At 35.0% G+C, this 16963-nt stretch carries 12 protein-coding genes; 3 read left to right on the top strand and 9 right to left on the bottom strand.

Annotated elements, in window-relative coordinates; all coding sequences use genetic code 11:
• Positions 1 to 224: 224 nt before the first annotated feature.
• Positions 225 to 3029 carry a T9SS type A sorting domain-containing protein gene (locus tag LUD75_RS03625; protein WP_232704334.1) on the bottom strand — a complete coding sequence of 935 codons (2805 nt, stop codon included), beginning with the start codon at positions 3027 to 3029 and terminating at the stop codon, positions 225 to 227.
• 2 nt (positions 3030 to 3031) lie between these two features.
• Complete coding sequence (locus LUD75_RS03620; protein ID WP_232704333.1) at positions 3032 to 5812, bottom strand: T9SS type A sorting domain-containing protein; 2781 nt, start codon at positions 5810 to 5812, stop codon at positions 3032 to 3034.
• Positions 5813 to 5985: 173 nt separating this feature from the next.
• Here LUD75_RS03620 and LUD75_RS03615 point away from each other — a divergent pair, with 173 nt between their 5' ends.
• On the top strand, positions 5986 to 6549 hold the full coding sequence (locus tag LUD75_RS03615) for a DUF2892 domain-containing protein (protein WP_232704332.1): 564 nt from the start codon (positions 5986 to 5988) through the stop codon (positions 6547 to 6549).
• Positions 6550 to 6836: 287 nt separating this feature from the next.
• On the opposite strand, the gene LUD75_RS03610 is transcribed toward LUD75_RS03615, so the two are convergent.
• The 5 genes from LUD75_RS03610 to LUD75_RS03590 all read right to left on the bottom strand — a co-directional run bounded on the left by LUD75_RS03610 (position 6837) and on the right by LUD75_RS03590 (position 11146).
• Entirely contained in the window at positions 6837 to 7469 is a 633-nt protein-coding gene (locus LUD75_RS03610) for a trimeric intracellular cation channel family protein (protein ID WP_232704331.1), read from the bottom strand.
• 81 nt (positions 7470 to 7550) lie between these two features.
• Entirely contained in the window at positions 7551 to 8315 is a 765-nt protein-coding gene (locus LUD75_RS03605) for an exodeoxyribonuclease III (RefSeq protein WP_232704330.1), read from the bottom strand.
• A 3-nt stretch (positions 8316 to 8318) separates the two neighbouring features.
• Positions 8319 to 8825, bottom strand: coding sequence for a hypothetical protein (locus LUD75_RS03600; protein ID WP_232704329.1), 507 nt, complete (start codon positions 8823 to 8825; stop codon positions 8319 to 8321).
• Between the two features lie 32 nt (positions 8826 to 8857).
• Positions 8858 to 10648, bottom strand: coding sequence for an excinuclease ABC subunit UvrC (gene uvrC / locus LUD75_RS03595; RefSeq protein WP_232704328.1), 1791 nt, complete (start codon positions 10646 to 10648; stop codon positions 8858 to 8860).
• 45 nt (positions 10649 to 10693) lie between these two features.
• Complete coding sequence (locus LUD75_RS03590; protein WP_232704327.1) at positions 10694 to 11146, bottom strand: hypothetical protein; 453 nt, start codon at positions 11144 to 11146, stop codon at positions 10694 to 10696.
• A 93-nt stretch (positions 11147 to 11239) separates the two neighbouring features.
• On the opposite strand from LUD75_RS03590, the gene sbcD reads away from it, so the two are divergent.
• Together sbcD and LUD75_RS03580 are read left to right on the top strand one after the other, a co-directional pair.
• Complete coding sequence (gene sbcD / locus LUD75_RS03585; RefSeq protein WP_232704326.1) at positions 11240 to 12445, top strand: exonuclease subunit SbcD; 1206 nt, start codon at positions 11240 to 11242, stop codon at positions 12443 to 12445.
• 62 nt (positions 12446 to 12507) lie between these two features.
• On the top strand, positions 12508 to 15543 hold the full coding sequence (locus tag LUD75_RS03580) for an SMC family ATPase (RefSeq protein WP_232704325.1): 3036 nt from the start codon (positions 12508 to 12510) through the stop codon (positions 15541 to 15543).
• Here LUD75_RS03580 and LUD75_RS03575 read toward each other — a convergent pair.
• Both LUD75_RS03575 and panD read right to left on the bottom strand, forming a co-directional pair.
• Positions 15540 to 16562 (bottom strand): lysylphosphatidylglycerol synthase transmembrane domain-containing protein, encoded by a 1023-nt coding sequence (locus LUD75_RS03575; protein ID WP_232704324.1) that lies wholly within the window; start codon positions 16560 to 16562, stop codon positions 15540 to 15542. The genes LUD75_RS03580 and LUD75_RS03575 overlap by 4 nt on opposite strands.
• A gap of 12 nt (positions 16563 to 16574) precedes the next feature.
• The gene (gene panD, locus LUD75_RS03570; protein ID WP_232704323.1) at positions 16575 to 16925 is read right to left on the bottom strand and encodes an aspartate 1-decarboxylase; all 351 of its coding nucleotides are present in this window, start codon (positions 16923 to 16925) and stop codon (positions 16575 to 16577) included.
• Positions 16926 to 16963: the final 38 nt, after the last annotated feature.

Genomic DNA, 16963 nt, shown 5'->3' with positions numbered 1-16963 from the left:
ATCCAAACTGTCGGTTTAGAAACTAACGATAGTTTGAGCTGGCTTTGAATTACTAACAACACTTTCCGATTGTTTTGGTCAAAGAATTACTGTTCTGCTGAAAGAAACAGAAAATACCCAACATTAAAGAATTGCGAATAATTTTTTAATGTTGGGTATTTATCTAAAACTTAGTAATATTTAAAGATTATCAATCAATTATAATATAATTGATTGATAAATTGCTACAGTTTAATAAATTTGGTTGCGTAAATTCCTTCAGAGGTAAATGTTTTTACATAATAAACTGCAGGCAGAAGTTTTCTTACATCCAAGTTTTGTGATTGTGATGTTTTGATTACACTCTTTCCTGTTGCATCAATAATTTCTACGTGCTGTACTTTTTCTTTGTTGTTGGCAGTGATCGTAATGAAATCTTTTGCAGGATTTGGATAGAGAGTGATTTTGGATTTTGAATTTTGGATCATTTCATCACTGATTCCCAGATCCGGCATTTCATCTATAACTTCCAGCTGAGTATATTCTGTTTTGTTAGTGTATGCAGAGAAGTATAAGGTTTGCCCATCGCTTGCCAGTTCTTTGAATGGAACTGAAACGACAGAATAATTTTCTTCTATGTTGGTATTGCTGTCAATGATATTGGCTTCGTATAAAGTTAATATGCCGCCAAACCTTACAATCCTTGGATTAGTGACAGTCAAGGCGTACAGGTAGTTTTTGTTACATGCCATTTCGTTTTCTATCAGGTTTGCGGAGAGCTGTGTTGTGCCGGCTGCAGTACCATTACTTTTCCACATGATATTGTTGTGAAGTATGTACATGCTGTTTCCACATTTTAATAATATATTTCCAAAAGAATATGAAGAGGATTCAGATAAATAAGTAGAGCCGATATTTTTCACCAGAGCTGTTCCGCTAGCGGTTCCATCTGTTTTGTACAAGCTCATAGCACCTGTTTTATATGCCATAAAATAAAGTACACCATCATTTTCTAAAGAAAAATTGGTAACATTTCTATTGATATTATTTAAGAGAGAAGTTCCTGCTTGAGAGCCATCAGAACTGTAAAGATCAAAAAAAGTATGTAAAACATCATTAGATTTGCTGAAAATAAGTTTGGAATTAATTGTTCCTGTTATCTTCAGCATCTGAACGTTTTCACCTGGGAATTCTATTGCTTTTTTCGTATTCGCAGAGGTTCCGTCTGTTTTCCATATAGACCACTTATTATTTTCATCAACAAAAGAAAAGTACAGCAGGCCATCAAGCATATAACCTTTACTCACTGTAGAGTAATAATCACTGCTTGAATATGACATTTCTTTTAAAAGTACAGGAACTGAGGCACTATTTTCCAGAAAGTAGACTCTCATTTTATCACTTTGAGTAATATATACAGCGGCCTGATCTCTAAAATTATTAAAACTAATAATTTGTTCCGTGAAAGGAATAAATTTAGTATTATCAAGATTTCCGCCCGATTTTATGATTCCGTTGCTATTGTAATTGCTGTAAGCATAATAATAGTTTCCAATCTTAACTGTTTTGTCTACTGTCCCGATATTGGCTGTGAAATTACTGATTTGAGTTACCTCATCGGAATTGATTTTTTTCTTGAAAACCTGCTTTTGGCTGATAGAATTTGTGCTCGCAATGTAAAATAAATAATCATCTATTTTTAGATATGATGAGAGATAATTATTATAGCTGAAATTAGTGTCTGCTGCAAGTGTGTCGTCTTTTGTTGCGATGTTGTATTTGTAAAGTTCTGATCCGTGTATTGAGATCCCTGTACCCGCTACGCCATCGAGTCCTTGAAAAAAAATATGACCATTCATTTCCAGGAAACCGCTGGATCCGGATCCGTTTCCATATTTGATTTTCTTAGCACTGTTTTCGTTCTCATCAGCTATCCAAACGCTACTGTTATACTGCTCGGATGATTTGAATATCAAAAAATTTTCTTTGCTGGAAAGTGCCAGGAAATCTAACCCTGAATCGTTTGATGTCAAATTTGCAGGAACCGTACTTTCCAGACTTCCATCTGTTTTCCAAATTTTTTGATTGGTATCCAGATAAATTTTTTCTTTGAATTTGAAAATCTTTGATATTGTTTCCGTGAAGGATTTAACGATTTTAGTATTGGCAGAATTTCCATCACTCGTCCATAAATTATTTTTGGAGTCATAAAAAACTATTCTATCTGCCAAGGCTTCTCCGTTCAGGGTCATTATATCACCTATCTGCAAAATACTTTGTGTCCCACTATCTGTCCCGTTTGTTTTCCAAAGGGATGTAATTCCATTTTCCTTGGCGATAAAAAATAATTGATTCTGAAATTTGATCATTCCAAAATTAACACTGCTAAATGACGACTGTATCGGGGCAAAAGATTTGAAAATTTTGGTACCGGCAATTGTCCCATCGGATTCCATTATGACATCTTTGTCATAATTATTCTCCCAATAGTAGAGTTTGTTATTTAGGAAATAATATTGTGATTTATAATTCTTTGATCCTAATGCTATTGTTCCGGCAAAAGTTCCGTCTGATGACCAGAATTCGTAGTCTGTTACAATAAACAGTTTGTCTCCGTTAGTAAAAATATCGATGTAGGCATATGCAGCTGAAGAATTATATAACTGTTTAACAACTTTGGTTCCTTGCTCAGTTCCATCCGAAACCCAGAGTTGATTATTATTATCATTAAGGTTTGTCCCAATAAAATAAAGTTTGCCCTGGAACTTTACGATTGGACTTTTTATCCTGCTGTAATAATTTTGATAACCTTGATTAAAATTTTTGATCACTTTTGCCTTGCCGGAAGCCTCGTTGTAAGACCACAATTGATTGCCTCCAAATTCTTGTGGGCGATTTCCGGAAAATATAATATTGTCATTATATTCGGTTAAGTATCCTGCAACACCATTTCCTGTATAATTGTGAACTCTGAGCTTTGTATTCAAAACATTTTGAGCATTAATTGAAATGGTTAGAATAGCGATTAATAATAAATATATTTTTTTCATAATTATTTCTTGATAATTTTCGAAGAATAAACTTTTGAATTTGTTTTAACTTTAATGAAGTAAACGCCTGCAGGAAATCGTCCTACCAAAATTTTGGCGTCCGTAGATTCTAAAACTTTCTTACCGGTAATATCCAGAATTTCAACCAACTTTACTGCTTCATTATTATCAAGTTTTATATTGACTTCGTCATTTGTAGGGTTTGGATAGATTATGATTTTCCTTTCGGATTTTGAAAATTGAGAATCGGTTGTGCTGAGTTCCTCAATGACATCTGTTGTGAATAATTCCTGTCCGGAATTTTTATAGGTTGCAGAAAAATAAATCTTTCCTTGATCCGCGAACATTTGTCTTATACCACTATAAACAGTTGTTGCTATAGTTTCATCTTCAACTTTTAGCTGAACTGGGGTGAAGTCATCCGCATTGGCGCCTTTTGTCTTACCGAATACTCCCAAAGTAGTTTGATAATATAACTCATTATTGATACACACAGAAGGTGTAAAAACTGGATCGTTGTATTTGTTTAATTTAAATGTTCCGGACAAAGTTCCATCTGTTCTGTACAACATAGAACTTCCATCATAAATATAAAACAAAGCTCCACATTGTTTTATAGAACTTACATTGCCAAATGGGACTGTCATAACAGCACTCGTTCCAGCTGCTGTTCCATCTGTAGAATACATTTTTCTGTTTACTCCATTAGAAAATAAGTTTATTTTATTATTAGCAATGAAGGTGCTTGCGCCATCATATCGATCACTATTCGCAATGATTTCTGCATTATTGCTTAAATCATTAATAGCATAAATTCGATTTGGAACAGTTGGGTTATTCATATTTTCTACAAAAAGAACTTTGTCATTAATCTTATCAAGAAAAGTCTTATAAAAATATGGTGACTCTACATCAATTATTTTTTTAGTATTAGCACTGGTACCATCAGTCTTCCAAATTGAGGTCGCACTGTTGTCCATCATTTTTAGATAGATTCCGGATGTAGTCTTAACATAATCTTTTTTTGCACCAGAATAATAATTGGAAGGACTTTCCATAATCAAGGATAGATTTTCAGAAGAATTTTCAAGTGTCCAAAGTCGCATAAAACCATGCAGAGAATTAAAAGTTTTTATTAGAACTTTATTATCATTAAGAGAAATAATTTCTAATAGCCTTTCATTTGTCGGTAAAGATATTTTTTTAGTACTTTCTTTGCTGCCAGCAGTTCTGTAGAAGTAGTTTCCGTCTAATAAATAATAGAGATAATTTCCTGATTTTTCTGAGTCGAATGTGCTGTAAGAGTAATTTGTGATATTAATATCTGAAAATTGGCTTAACTGAACAATTTTATTATCAGAACCTCTTTTGAACAATTGAGCATAATAGCCTTCTGAGGCTATAAAAACAACATCATCATTCAGCTTCACAAAGCTGTTGGGAACACTGTTGGCATTGAGAAAAATTTCGTTTTCTATTCCAGATGTTTTATCAAAACTATCATAATAACACAGTTCAGTATTTTTATAAACGGAATAAAAATCCACATACGATTCTATATATCCAGAAAAATAAACTTTGTTATCTTTCTCTATAAAACTTTTCTCGTTGTTATATTTAATATTTGTTTTAGTAATTTCGTTACCATCATAAATATAAATGAAAGATTCTATATTACTATTGCTGTTCAGTTCTTTCAAAACAAGAAAGTTTTGGTTAGATGATGTAGAAACAGTTTCCAGTTTTACTCCAAAATTATTATTGAAAACCATAACTTGGTCATTCTCGTCAATCACATAAGTCTCATTAGTTGTATTGATATATAATTTATTCTTAAAAGAAACAATTGTTTTAATATTGTTGATCTGGGTATTCAGCGATTTTGTGCCATTTGTAGTTCCATCTGTTATCCAAAGATTATTATTGGCAAGATATACTAGTCTATTTGTAACAGTATTTTCATATTCAAGCAATTGATAGTTATATGAAATGTTTTGGAAAAAAACAGTTCCATCCGGAGTTCCGTCTGAAGTATACAGTCCTGGTGTTTGATGTACTCCGGCAGAAAAAACAATCTTACCATTTAAAGTATATAATTTATCATAATAAGTACCAACAGAAGAACCACTTCCGGGGTTTAAGTCTTTTACTATTTTTGTTCCATTCTGAGTCCCATCCGAACTCCAGAGTTCCTGACCATACAAGGTGGAATTACCAAAAAAATAAACTTTATTATTCAACGTAGTGAATTGATTATTCACTAAAGTTACATTTGGAATTTTAATTGTCCCCTCAGCTGTCCCGTCGCTCACATAAAGATTATTTCTGTATGAAAAAACAAGTTTGTCCCCAATAGTTTTTGCAGTTAGAGTATCAACATATGAAGAGTAAGAATCCTCATTTAAGTCTTTGACTTTAGCTGTACTACCTGTATTTAGATCGGTATACCACAGTTCGAGCTTGCTATATAAACCTTCTGCAAAAAAGTAAACTTTACCATTCAACTGATAAAAAGAACTTTTAAGGATTCGGCCTGGTACAGTGTAGTCCTTTATGATTTCTGATTTTTTGGTGGCGAAATTATATTTGTAGATCTCTCTCCCAAAAGCAGTTCCAATAGTTGTAAAAATGAGATTGTTATCAAATAGTTTAATTCCTCTTGGATCTGAGCCTGGAAAACGATTCAATTCATTTAATTTAGCATTGATGGTATTCTGAGCATTGTGAAAAACCGAAAATAAAATAGACAATAAAAGAATCGGTAAATGGTAGATTTTTTTCATTACTGGTTATTGGTTATAATTTTCACAAAAATAGCATTTTAGTTTTTATTTATAAATTAAGTTTTAAGAATTTTTAACAAATGGTGATCTTTAAAATTATTCGATTAATTCATAAAACAATCATTGTCAATTTTCACCTGTTAATTATTATCTTTGCAACCTAAATTTTAAACATGAACAAATACATAAAATTTGTAATTGCAGCAATCATTATCGCGTTGGGCGTTTATTTGATGTTCAACAGAAACATTGGCTGGGGCGTAGTTTTGGTCATTCTTTCAGCGATTCCAATTGCTCTTTTCTTCAAAAATGAAAATATTCTTCTGGCATTCTGGCAGCTGAGAAAGCAAAATTTGGAAAAAGCGTCTAAGTTCCTTTCTAATATTACAGATTATAAATCACAATTGCACAAAAGCCAATACGGATACTTCCATTACCTGCAGGCCTTGACAACAGCTCAGGACAATCCTCAAAAAACAGAAGGTTTGATGAAAAAAGCGTTGGATTATGGTTTGAATATGAAACATGACCGGGCAATGGCAAAACTGAATCTTGCAGCCTCTGCATTGGCAAAAGGAAGAAAATCAGAAGCTCAGAAGCTTTTGGAAGAAGCAAAACAGCTGGATTCTGCGGGGATGATGACAGATCAAATCAAGATGATTAAAGATCAAATGAAAATGCCGACAATGCAAAAACATATGCACAACCCGAATATGAGAATACGGGGAAAATTCTAAGAAATAATATCAGTATGTGTAAATATAAAAGGAGTGAATTATTTCGCTCCTTTTTTTATTTTTCCTTTCTAATCATATCCAAATACATAAAAATTATTGAGACAATTACTGCTCCTAAAATTATTCTCTTAAAATAAAATTCGTCAATATTTATTTTAAGATTGTTTTGAAAGAAATCAGCTATGATGTAAAGAGTGAATAAAAAGCAGAAGTACTTTAAAAACTTATTTAATAAACGTATTGTGCTATCAAAATATCTCATTAAATTTCATTTACAAAATTATAAATTACATTTCCTGATTGCTTTCATAACCATAGAATTTCGGGATTCTCCAATGGTATTTTACTGCTAATGTTCTTATTGTAACAATTAATAAAATCGTGAAAATCTGTACGAATGTGTAGGAAAGCGCAGAAAATCTTGTCAACAGCAAAAATATGCCGCCGCCAACGATACAAGCTGTCGCATAAATTTCTTTTCTAAAAATCAAGGGAATTCGGTTTAGTAAAATATCCCTGATAATTCCTCCGAAGCAGCCAGTAATTGTTCCTAAAGTGAGACAGATCAAAGGATGAAAGCCCAAAGTAAGTCCTTTCTGAATCCCAATAATCGTAAATAATCCCAATCCAAAACTATCAAAGATAAAAAGCGTTACCTTAAAGTTTTTCTCAATTGATTTGAAAATCATTGTGAACACGCAAGTCGTCAAGATCAATACAAATGTCAGAAGATCCGTCATCCAAAAAACCGGAACATCCAGCAAAAGATCACGTACAGTTCCTCCACCAACAGACGTCACGAAAGCAATGATGAAAACACCAAAAGGATCCAGCCGTTTCTGCATCGCCGCAAAACTGCCCGACATCGAGAAGGAAATGGTTCCCAAGATTTCTATGATAAGATTGAATTGCTCGTGCACGGATTTTTATAATTGATGATTTTAAATGATGAATGATAAATTGCGGCTGAATGAAATCAATTATCATTCATCGCTTATCATTTATAGTGATAGCTCTACCATTACCGGACAATGGTCGGAATGTTTGACTTCAGGTAGGATTACGGCTCTTGTCATTTTGTCCTTCAAAGGTTCTGAGACGAAGTTGTAATCCAAACGCCAACCTTTGTTCCTTGCTCTGGATCCAGCTCTGTAGCTCCACCAGGAATATTGATCCGGCTGATCATTAAAATATCGGAAACTGTCTGTCAAACTATTTTCGTTCATAAACTTCGTCATCCATTCGCGTTCCATCGGAAGAAATCCTGAAGTGTTTGTCAAACCAATCGGATTGTGAATGTCAATCGCCTGATGACAAATGTTGAAATCGCCACTGATGATGAGATTTGGAATCGTTTTTCTGAGTTCTTTGATGTATTCTAAAAAGTCAAAGCAGAATTGCATCTTGAATTCCAATCTTTCAATGTTTGATGCGGACGGGACATAAACTGAAATCACAGAGAAACCGTCAAAATCTGCGCGAATGATTCTGCCCTCGTTGTCATAGCTTTCGATGCCGCAACCGGATTCTACGTGGTTTGGTTTCACTTTAGAAGCAATGCCTACGCCGCTGTAACCTTTTTTCACCGCAGAATGCCAGTAACTGTGATAGCCTGCTTTTTCCAGACTTTCAATATCAATCTGGTCATTTCCTGCCTTGCTTTCCTGAATGCAGATGACATCCGGACTTGCAACATTGAGCCAGCCGAGGAAGTCTTTTGTAAAGGCTGCACGGATTCCGTTGACGTTGTAGGAAATGATTTTCATTGCTTATGAATTAGAATAAATGAGATAAATAATTACGATTGTGCAAACAGCTGCCAAAAGTACAACTTTCCATTTTCCTGAACCATTCTCTTCTATGAAAAGTGTATTTTTTTGATTTTGAAATTTGGTCGGGTTTTCCAGATATTCTTTTTCGTAAGCCAGAAGTTCGGGTTTGTTTCCCATTACTTTTTTGACTTCTGCCCAATCTGGATCGGAAGGAAAAACGACTTTTTCCGGTTGATTGTTCAACTTCAATTTGACTGTGAGTTGTCCATTTTTGTTGAATGTTTTTACAGAAACATTGCTGTTGCCTGAGAAAGAATCATCTTGGGTAAAATGCGTGTCATTGGCTTCAAAGGCTTCTACGAAATCTTTAGAATTTCTCAAATCCCAATTGGTTTTATCACGGACCAATTTTATGGCAGCTATCTTTTCATTTCTTCGGAGTAACTCTTCAATTTCAAATCTGTCAAGATTATGCTCTTGTAATAAGGTGTCGATATCTTTCATAATTAAATAAATATTTACTAGCGCATTCTTTATTAACTGTTAAAAAACTCCCAAACCACCCGCGCTTTAACCTTGCCTAGAATTTCTTCTAGCGTTACAATATCTGCTTCTTTAATTCTTTTGACAGATTTCAATTTTGTCAAGAGCATTTCTATGGATTTTGGACCAACGCCCGGGATTTGTTCCAGTTCAGATTTGATGGTCGAATTTGTTCGTCTTGTTCTGTGATGTTTCACTCCAAAACGGTGCGCTTCATCTCGCACGCGTTGAAGGATTTTCAGCGTTTCCGCTTTTTTATCGATATACAAAGGAATCGAATCTTCCGGAAAATAGATTTCTTCCAGACGTTTTGCAATCCCGACGATTGTGATTTTTCCATAAAGTCCTAGCAGTTTCAAACTTTTGACTGCCGAAGACAATTGTCCTTTTCCACCATCAATTAGAATGAGTTGTGGCAAAGGTTCACCTTCTTCCAGCAATCTTCGGTAACGGCGATAGATGACTTCTTCCATCGTCTTGAAATCATCCGGACCAACAACGGTTTTCGGATGAAAGATTCTGTAATCTGCTTTGCTCGGTTTCCCGTCTTTGAAAACCACACACGCCGAAACAGGATTTGTTCCCTGAATGTTCGAGTTGTCAAAACCTTCGATGTGTCTTGGCTCAACGGGCATTCTTAGGAGTTTTTGCATCTCTGCCATTATCCGGTTGGTGTGTCTTTCCGGGTCGATGATTTGAACTTGCTTTAGTTTTTCAAGTCTGTATTCCTTCGCATTTTTCTCAGAAAGTTCTACGATTCTTTTTTTGTCGCCGACTTTTGGGACAATCAATTTCACATTCGGGATTTCCAAACCGAGATGGAAAGGAATCAAAATCTCTTTGGATGTGGAATCAAATTTCTGACGAATCTCTACCAGAGCTTCCTCCAACATATCTTCATCGCTTTCCTCCAAAACTTTCTTGATTTCGGTCGTAAAACTTTGAACGATTGAGCCATTTCTAATTTTAAAATAATTAACGTAAGCCGCCGTTTCATCGCTCGTCATTCCAAAAACATCCACGTCATCTATGCTTGGATTCACGACGGTATGTTTTTCCTGATAATTTTCCAGAGACTCGATATTATTCTTAATCATCTGAGCTTTTTCAAACTCAAGATTCGAAGCGAAACGGAACATTCTTTCTTCCAGATATTTCTTTGCAAATCGGAAATCACCTTTGATAATTCCTCTTATCGCTTCTACTTTTTCATCATAATCTTCCTTGGATTCCAAATCTTCACAAGGTCCATTACAGTTTTTGATGTGATATTCGAGACAAACTCTGTATTTTCCTTCTGCGATTTTTGATGGCGCTAAATTCAGATTGCAAGTCCGAATTTTATAAAGATTTTTAATCGTATCAAGCAGAACTCTTGCCGGTTTCACTTTGGCGTAAGGTCCAAAATATTCCGAACCGTCTTTTATTTTGGTTCGGGTCAGAAATATTCGGGGAAAATCTTCATTCTTGATGCAAATCCAAGGATAGGTTTTGTCATCCTTCAGCATCACGTTGTAGAATGGCTGATGCGCTTTTATCAGATTGTTTTCTAATAAAAGTGCGTCGTATTCGCTATTTACAACGGTTGTTTCCAATCTATGAATCTTCGAAACCATAATTCTGGTTCGGTAGCCATTTTGGTTTTTGTTGAAGTAGGAGAGGACTCTTTTGTTAAGATGTTTTGCCTTTCCTACATACAAAAGTTGGTCGTTCTTATCGTAATAACGATAGACGCCGGGTTCCGATGGAAGTGTTTTGAGCTGAAGTTCTAAGTTGGGATTCACAGAGCAAATTTACGGAATGATATTGATTCTTGAGAATTGTTAAAACTATATTTCTTTGGTGAAATAATCTTCTGCTCCTTCCGAAATTGGGAGATAAAGTCTTTCCCACCCACTGGAATCCAGCATTTCCCAGCTGTGTCCTTCGCCAGTTGTGTCTTCTGCAAGCAGTATAATTCCAGGTTCAATCATAAAAGTAGAACCGTCACTTACTTTAAATTTAATTTTCCCTTTGATTGTAATCACGTACTGTTTTCTTGGTGCTGGATGTTTGCTTTTCTCCCATTCTTCAGTCTTGTTACTGATCCAGAAAGTGGTCGTGTTCATTGGTTTTAGTGTCGGGATAATTCCTCTTTCAAAACGGCAAAGGCCATTTTCTGTAGTGAATAATCTTATTGCTGGAATTGATTCTGTTCCCTCGCGGTGATTCTCTTTACTTCCTGTATTTGGTTCCTGCATTAGATGTGGCGTAAGGTTTAAAAATACGAATTTAATTTTCAATCTTAATAAAGTTGTTGCGGGAAGGTTTTACGAAATATAAATCTTTACGGTTTTCCGTTTTGTCCTCTTTCATCAAAAAACTATCTTTATAAAATGAAAATCCTTCACACTGCCGATTGGCATCTTGGTAAACGTCTAGAAAATTTTTCCCGTTTGGAAGAACAAAAACTTGTAATGAACGAGTTGGTAGAGATTGCTGATGCTGAGGATGTGGATTTAGTTTTTGTTGCAGGCGATTTGTTTGATAATTTCAATCCCTCAACGGAAGCGGTAGAATTATTTTATAGGACTTTGAAACAACTTTCCAAAAATGGAAAACGTCCCGTCGTTGCTATTGCAGGAAACCACGATTCGCCAGATAGAATTGACGCGCCAATTCCATTAGCAAAAGAGTGTGGAATCATTTTGATTGGTCATCCCAACGCAGAAATTCCGATTTTCGAACTGGAACATTTTAAAATTATCAATACAGATAAAGGATTCATCGAACTCAAATTAAATCAATTTGATTATCCGATAAGAATTATTCACACGGCTTATGCCAACGAAATCCGTCTGAAAGAATATCTTGGAGAAGACAATAAAGAAGTCGCACTCAGCAATTCTTTGCAAAATACTTGGCAGAATCTAGCCGATACTTATTGCGATGAGAACGGAATCAATGTTCTGATGGCGCATCTTTATATGATGAAGAGAGGTGCTGAAAAACCTGAAGAACCAGAAGGCGAAAAACCAATTATGATTGGAAACGCCGACTTGCTTTACACGGAAATTATTCCATCTCAAATCCAGTACACAGCTTTGGGACATCTCCATAACTTTCGGAATATCGGGACTTTGGAGAAGCCAGTGGTTTACTCATCATCGTCTCTGTGTTATAGTTTTAGTGAAGCTGGACAGAAAAAATTTGTCAATATCATTGATTTGAAACCCGCAGAAAATCCTCAAACAAAAACCGTCGAAATCAAAAGTGGAAAACCGCTTTTCCGAAAGACATTTGATGAAGTTGAAAAAGCTCTTGATTGGCTGAAAGAAAATTCTGATAGTTTAGTAGAGCTGACTTTTGAAAGTGATAAATTTTTAAAAACTGAAGATAGACAATTAATGTATCAGGCTAATAATGGATTTCTTCGTATTATTCCGAAATTGAAAAATGATATTGTAGATTTAACTCAAACGGATAAAAGCATCAATCTGAATCAGGACATTCAGGACTTGTTCAAAGATTACTTCAAATCCAAAAATCAAAATCAGGAACCGAATGACGAACTGATGAATATTTTCAAGGAATTGATTTAAAGAAAGATAAAATTTAAAGACTCAAAAATCAATCAACCAGCAATTATCAACCAACGACCAAAATGCTTCCAATAAAACTCACAATAGAAGGACTTTATTCCTATCAAACCAGACAAACGATTGACTTTTCGGAACTGACTCAAGCTGGTCTGTTTGGGATTTTTGGGGCCGTTGGTTCTGGGAAATCCTCAATTTTGGAGGCTGTCAGTTTTGCACTTTATGGTGAAACTGAAAGGATGAACAGCAAAGACAGTCGTGCTTACAATATGATGAATCTCCGTAGCAATCGGTCTTTCATCGAGTTTGATTTTCAGAATTATGAGAATAGAACGTTTCGCGCTGTTCGGGAGTTTCGGAGAAATGCAAAACGTTTTGATGATGTAAAGGTTTACAACACTTGTTTTTACGAAGAAAAAAATGGTGAATGGATTCCACTAGAACATACGAATGCGTCTGAAATTCTGGGTTTGAGTTATGAGAATTTCAAGCGGACGATTATTATTCCGCAAGGTCAGTTCAAGGAGTTTCTGGAATTGGGAGCCAAAGACCGAACGCAAATGATGAAGGAAATCTTCGGACTTCACAAATACGATTTGCAGGATAAAGTCTCTACAAAAGTTTCCGAAACCAAATATGAATTGGCGGAACTCGAAGGGAAATTGGGAACTTTTGAGGAAGTTTCAGAAGAGCTTATCAATCAAAAAAGCGAGGAACTGAATCTTTCTAAAATTAATTTTGGTAAGGAAAAAGAAGTTCATAATCAACTTGAAGTAAATTTTCAGAAACTCAAAAATCTGAAAACTGATTTTGATAATCTAAAAATAAAAGAAGCCGAATTTGTTATTAAAGAAACAGAAAATGAAAAATTCCAGAAGCTTGAACAGCAATTGGAAGTTTTTGAAACTGCGGAAAGAAACTTCAAATCGTTGTTGACGGAAAAGAAGCGTTTGTCTTCTGAAATCAATCAAAATTTGAAGACTCAAGAATCAACTAAGATAGAATTTGATGTGCTCTCTGAAACTTTAAATCAATTAAAACAAAATATTTCGGCATTAGAAAATGATTTCAATCAACTGGAAAACAGCAAACAAAAAGCGTTTGATTTGTTGAATATTTCAAGGATTTTGGATTTTGAAACTCAGAAAAATCTGTTGTTGGAAAGAATTGAGAAAGGCGAAAAAACCATCTCAGATTCGAAGCAAAAGGAAATTGAGATTCTAAAAATTATAGATATTGAATCCAAATCAATTTCGGATTTGAAGTCGAAGAAAACGGATACTAAAATTCTGATGGAAGTTGAAAACTGGTTTCAAATCAGGAAAAACTACCTAACCGAATTGTCTAATTTTCAAAAAAATATCCTTTCGAAATCTGAGGAAATTGCGAAACAGCAAATCTTACTGAATGAATTTCCCGAAAACTGGAAGGAAGAATTCTCTTCCAGAGATCTTGCTTTGAATGAGAAAAAACTGAATCATCAGAATCAGAAAAGTCATTTGGAATTGTCTCAAAAATTAGCAGAATTTGCTCAGAACATCGAAGACGGAAAGCCTTGTCCGCTTTGTGGTTCGCTGGAACATCCAGAGATTTTGGTCTCAGAAAATGTTTCGGGATCATTGAAAACTTTGAATGCTGAACTTCTGGATATTGAAGAATTAATTGAGAAAATCAAAACAGACGAAAAGCAGATTGAGAAAATTCTGGAATTGAAACAGCTTTTGGAAAATCAGAAAATTGAATTGGAAAATCAAAAATCAGAATCTGATAAAAAATTGAAATTACATTCTGAACAATTCATTTGGAATCAATTTGATAAAGAAAATGAAACTCAATTTTCTACTCAGAAAACTGAAGCTTTTGCATTGGAACAGAAAATTTCCTCTGCAGAGAAATTGCTTGATGAACATCGAAGCACTTTAGAAAATCAACAAAAAGAAACCAAACGTTTTGAAGAGGCGATTGTTGATTTTAAAAATAAAAAAATCAGTCTGGAAACTTCTATTTCAGATTTAAAGCAAAATTTGAAAGTGCTTGATTTTAGAGATTTTGAAACCGCAAATTCGGCAGACATCAAGATTGGATCTGAGAATTTATCTATCAAAAATAGTTCGGTCGAAAATCAATACAAACAATTTCAAAAAGATTTGTTGGAGACAACCCCGAAAGTTGCTTCTAAGGAAACCTTGCTTGTTCAGATTTCAAAACAAATTGAAGAACTTCAAAGATCGGAAAAAGAAAATATTGATAATATTGAATCTATTTTAGCGAAATCCTCATTCACAAACCTTGAAGAAGTTGAAATAATTTTATCTCAGGATTTTGATATTCAAACGTCGCGGAAGGAAATTCAGGATTTTAAAATCAGTTTTAATACGCTGAAAGAAATCATTAATTCTTTAAAATTGAAATTGAAAGAGTCCAATTTTGATGAATCAGAGTTCGTGGCAAAAGAGAATGATTTTTTAGTTTCTCAGGAAAATATTTCTCAATTACAAAAGCAATTGACAATTATTGAAAAACAACTTTCGGATTTGCAGAAAAGCTTTGAAACCAAGAAAGATTTGATTCTCGAGCAAAATAAATTGTCACTAAGAAAAGCGAATCTTGATACACTTTCTAACCTTTTTAAAGGCGCTGGTTTTGTGCAATATGTTTCGTCGATTTACCTGAAACAACTTTGTGATAATGCAAATGTCAGATTCTATAGAATGACTAGAAATCAACTCAGTTTGCAAGTCAATGACAAGAATGAATTTGAAATCATTGATTATCTGAACGAAGGAAAAACGCGAAGTGTGAAGACTTTATCGGGCGGACAAAGTTTCCAGGTTTCGCTGAGTTTGGCGCTGGCTTTGGCGGAAAGTGTGCAATCGCAGGCGAAATCGGAGAGGAACTTTTTCTTTATTGATGAAGGTTTTGGAACGCAAGACCCGGAATCTGTAAATTTGGTCTTTGAAACCTTAATGAATCTTCAAAAGGAAAATCGAATCGTCGGAATTATTTCGCACGTTGAAGAATTAAAGGAGAAAATCCCAATGTCGCTGAACATTACAAAAGATGAAGAAACCGGAAGTAAGATTGAAATGATTCTGAGCTAAATCTTCCTATTCCTCGCCAACATCGGAATCGAAATCAAGCCCATAACGAGCATAATGATGATTTGCAATGGCAATGTGATGAAAGAGTAGGCGAGTCCCAATTCTCCGCCTTCTACAGCGTCTTTTCCCATTGAAATGAATAAGGCGGTGAACCCAAATTTCATTGCTAGATTAAAAGCGCCGATTCCTCCACTTGCTGGGATTATCATTCCCAAAGTTCCGACTACTAAGATGAAACAGCCGTCTGCTGGTGTGAAATTGGAAGTTTCTGGCAAGGCAAAGCAAACTAGATAAGATGCGAAGAAATAGCAAATCCAGATTCCTGCGGTATAAAGGATGAATTTTCCTTTTTGTTCTAAGGTCAAAATAGATTTTAAACCTTCAAAAATCCCTTTTCCGAAACCGATAACTTTATTATAAATAGAAAGTTTCTGTAATGATTTTCTGAAAACGAACAATAATATTAGGATGAAAACTACACAGCCTAAAATAATATAAGTTATGTTTGAATCTGATTTTGGTGTCGTTTGATTTTTTTGTTGAGTCGCCGCTTTGTAGAAAGCCAAAAGCGCATCATATTTGAAAATCAAAGTCAATAATGCGAAGATTCCCATACAAACCAAATCGACAACTCGTTCCAAAATAATCGTTCCAAAAGACTTGTCAACCGGAACTTTTTCAACGCCGTAAAGCGCCGTTGAACGGGCAACTTCGCCACTTCTGGGAATTGTAAGATTCATCAAATAGCCAAATGAGATGGCCCAAAGTGAATTGCTGCCCGAGATTTTATGTCCCATTGGCTCCAAAAGAAGATTCCATCTTACAGCTCGGAAAATGTAAGCCGAAACTCCGAAAACCGCTGCAAAAGCTACCCAAAGATAATTGGCTTTTTTTAATGAAACTTTGATCTTGTCAAAATCCAAACCTCGTAATGCAAGCCAAAGGAAGAGTCCCGCAATTGCGATGGAGACCAAAACGGTAATTACATTTTTAAATGCCGGGGATTTTTTTTCTTCCAAAATATGGTGAAATTATGTAAGAAGGTTAGTCGTTTCGTCTGGAAACACGATTTTTGGCTGGAAATCTTTGGCTTCCTCCTGACTCATCTGCGCATAAGCGATGATGATGATGATGTCACCTTTTTGTACTTTCCTTGCAGCTGGTCCATTTAAGCAGATTTCTCCGGATTTTCTTTTTCCTTTGATAACGTACGTGTCAAAACGTTCGCCATTGTTGACGTTTACAATGTAAACTCTCTCGCCAACGATCAATCCTGCCGCGTCGATCAGATCTTCATCAATAGTGATGCTTCCAATATAATCAAGGTCTGAGGCAGTCACACGAACCCTGTGGATTTTCGATTTAAAAACTTCGATAAACATAGTTGCAAATTTACGCTAAATAATAAAAATGGAAAAGA

The sequence above is a fragment of the Epilithonimonas sp. JDS genome (assembly GCF_021261315.1).
GTDB lineage: Bacteria > Bacteroidota > Bacteroidia > Flavobacteriales > Weeksellaceae > Epilithonimonas.
This window is presented reverse-complemented; position numbering and strand designations above follow the sequence as displayed.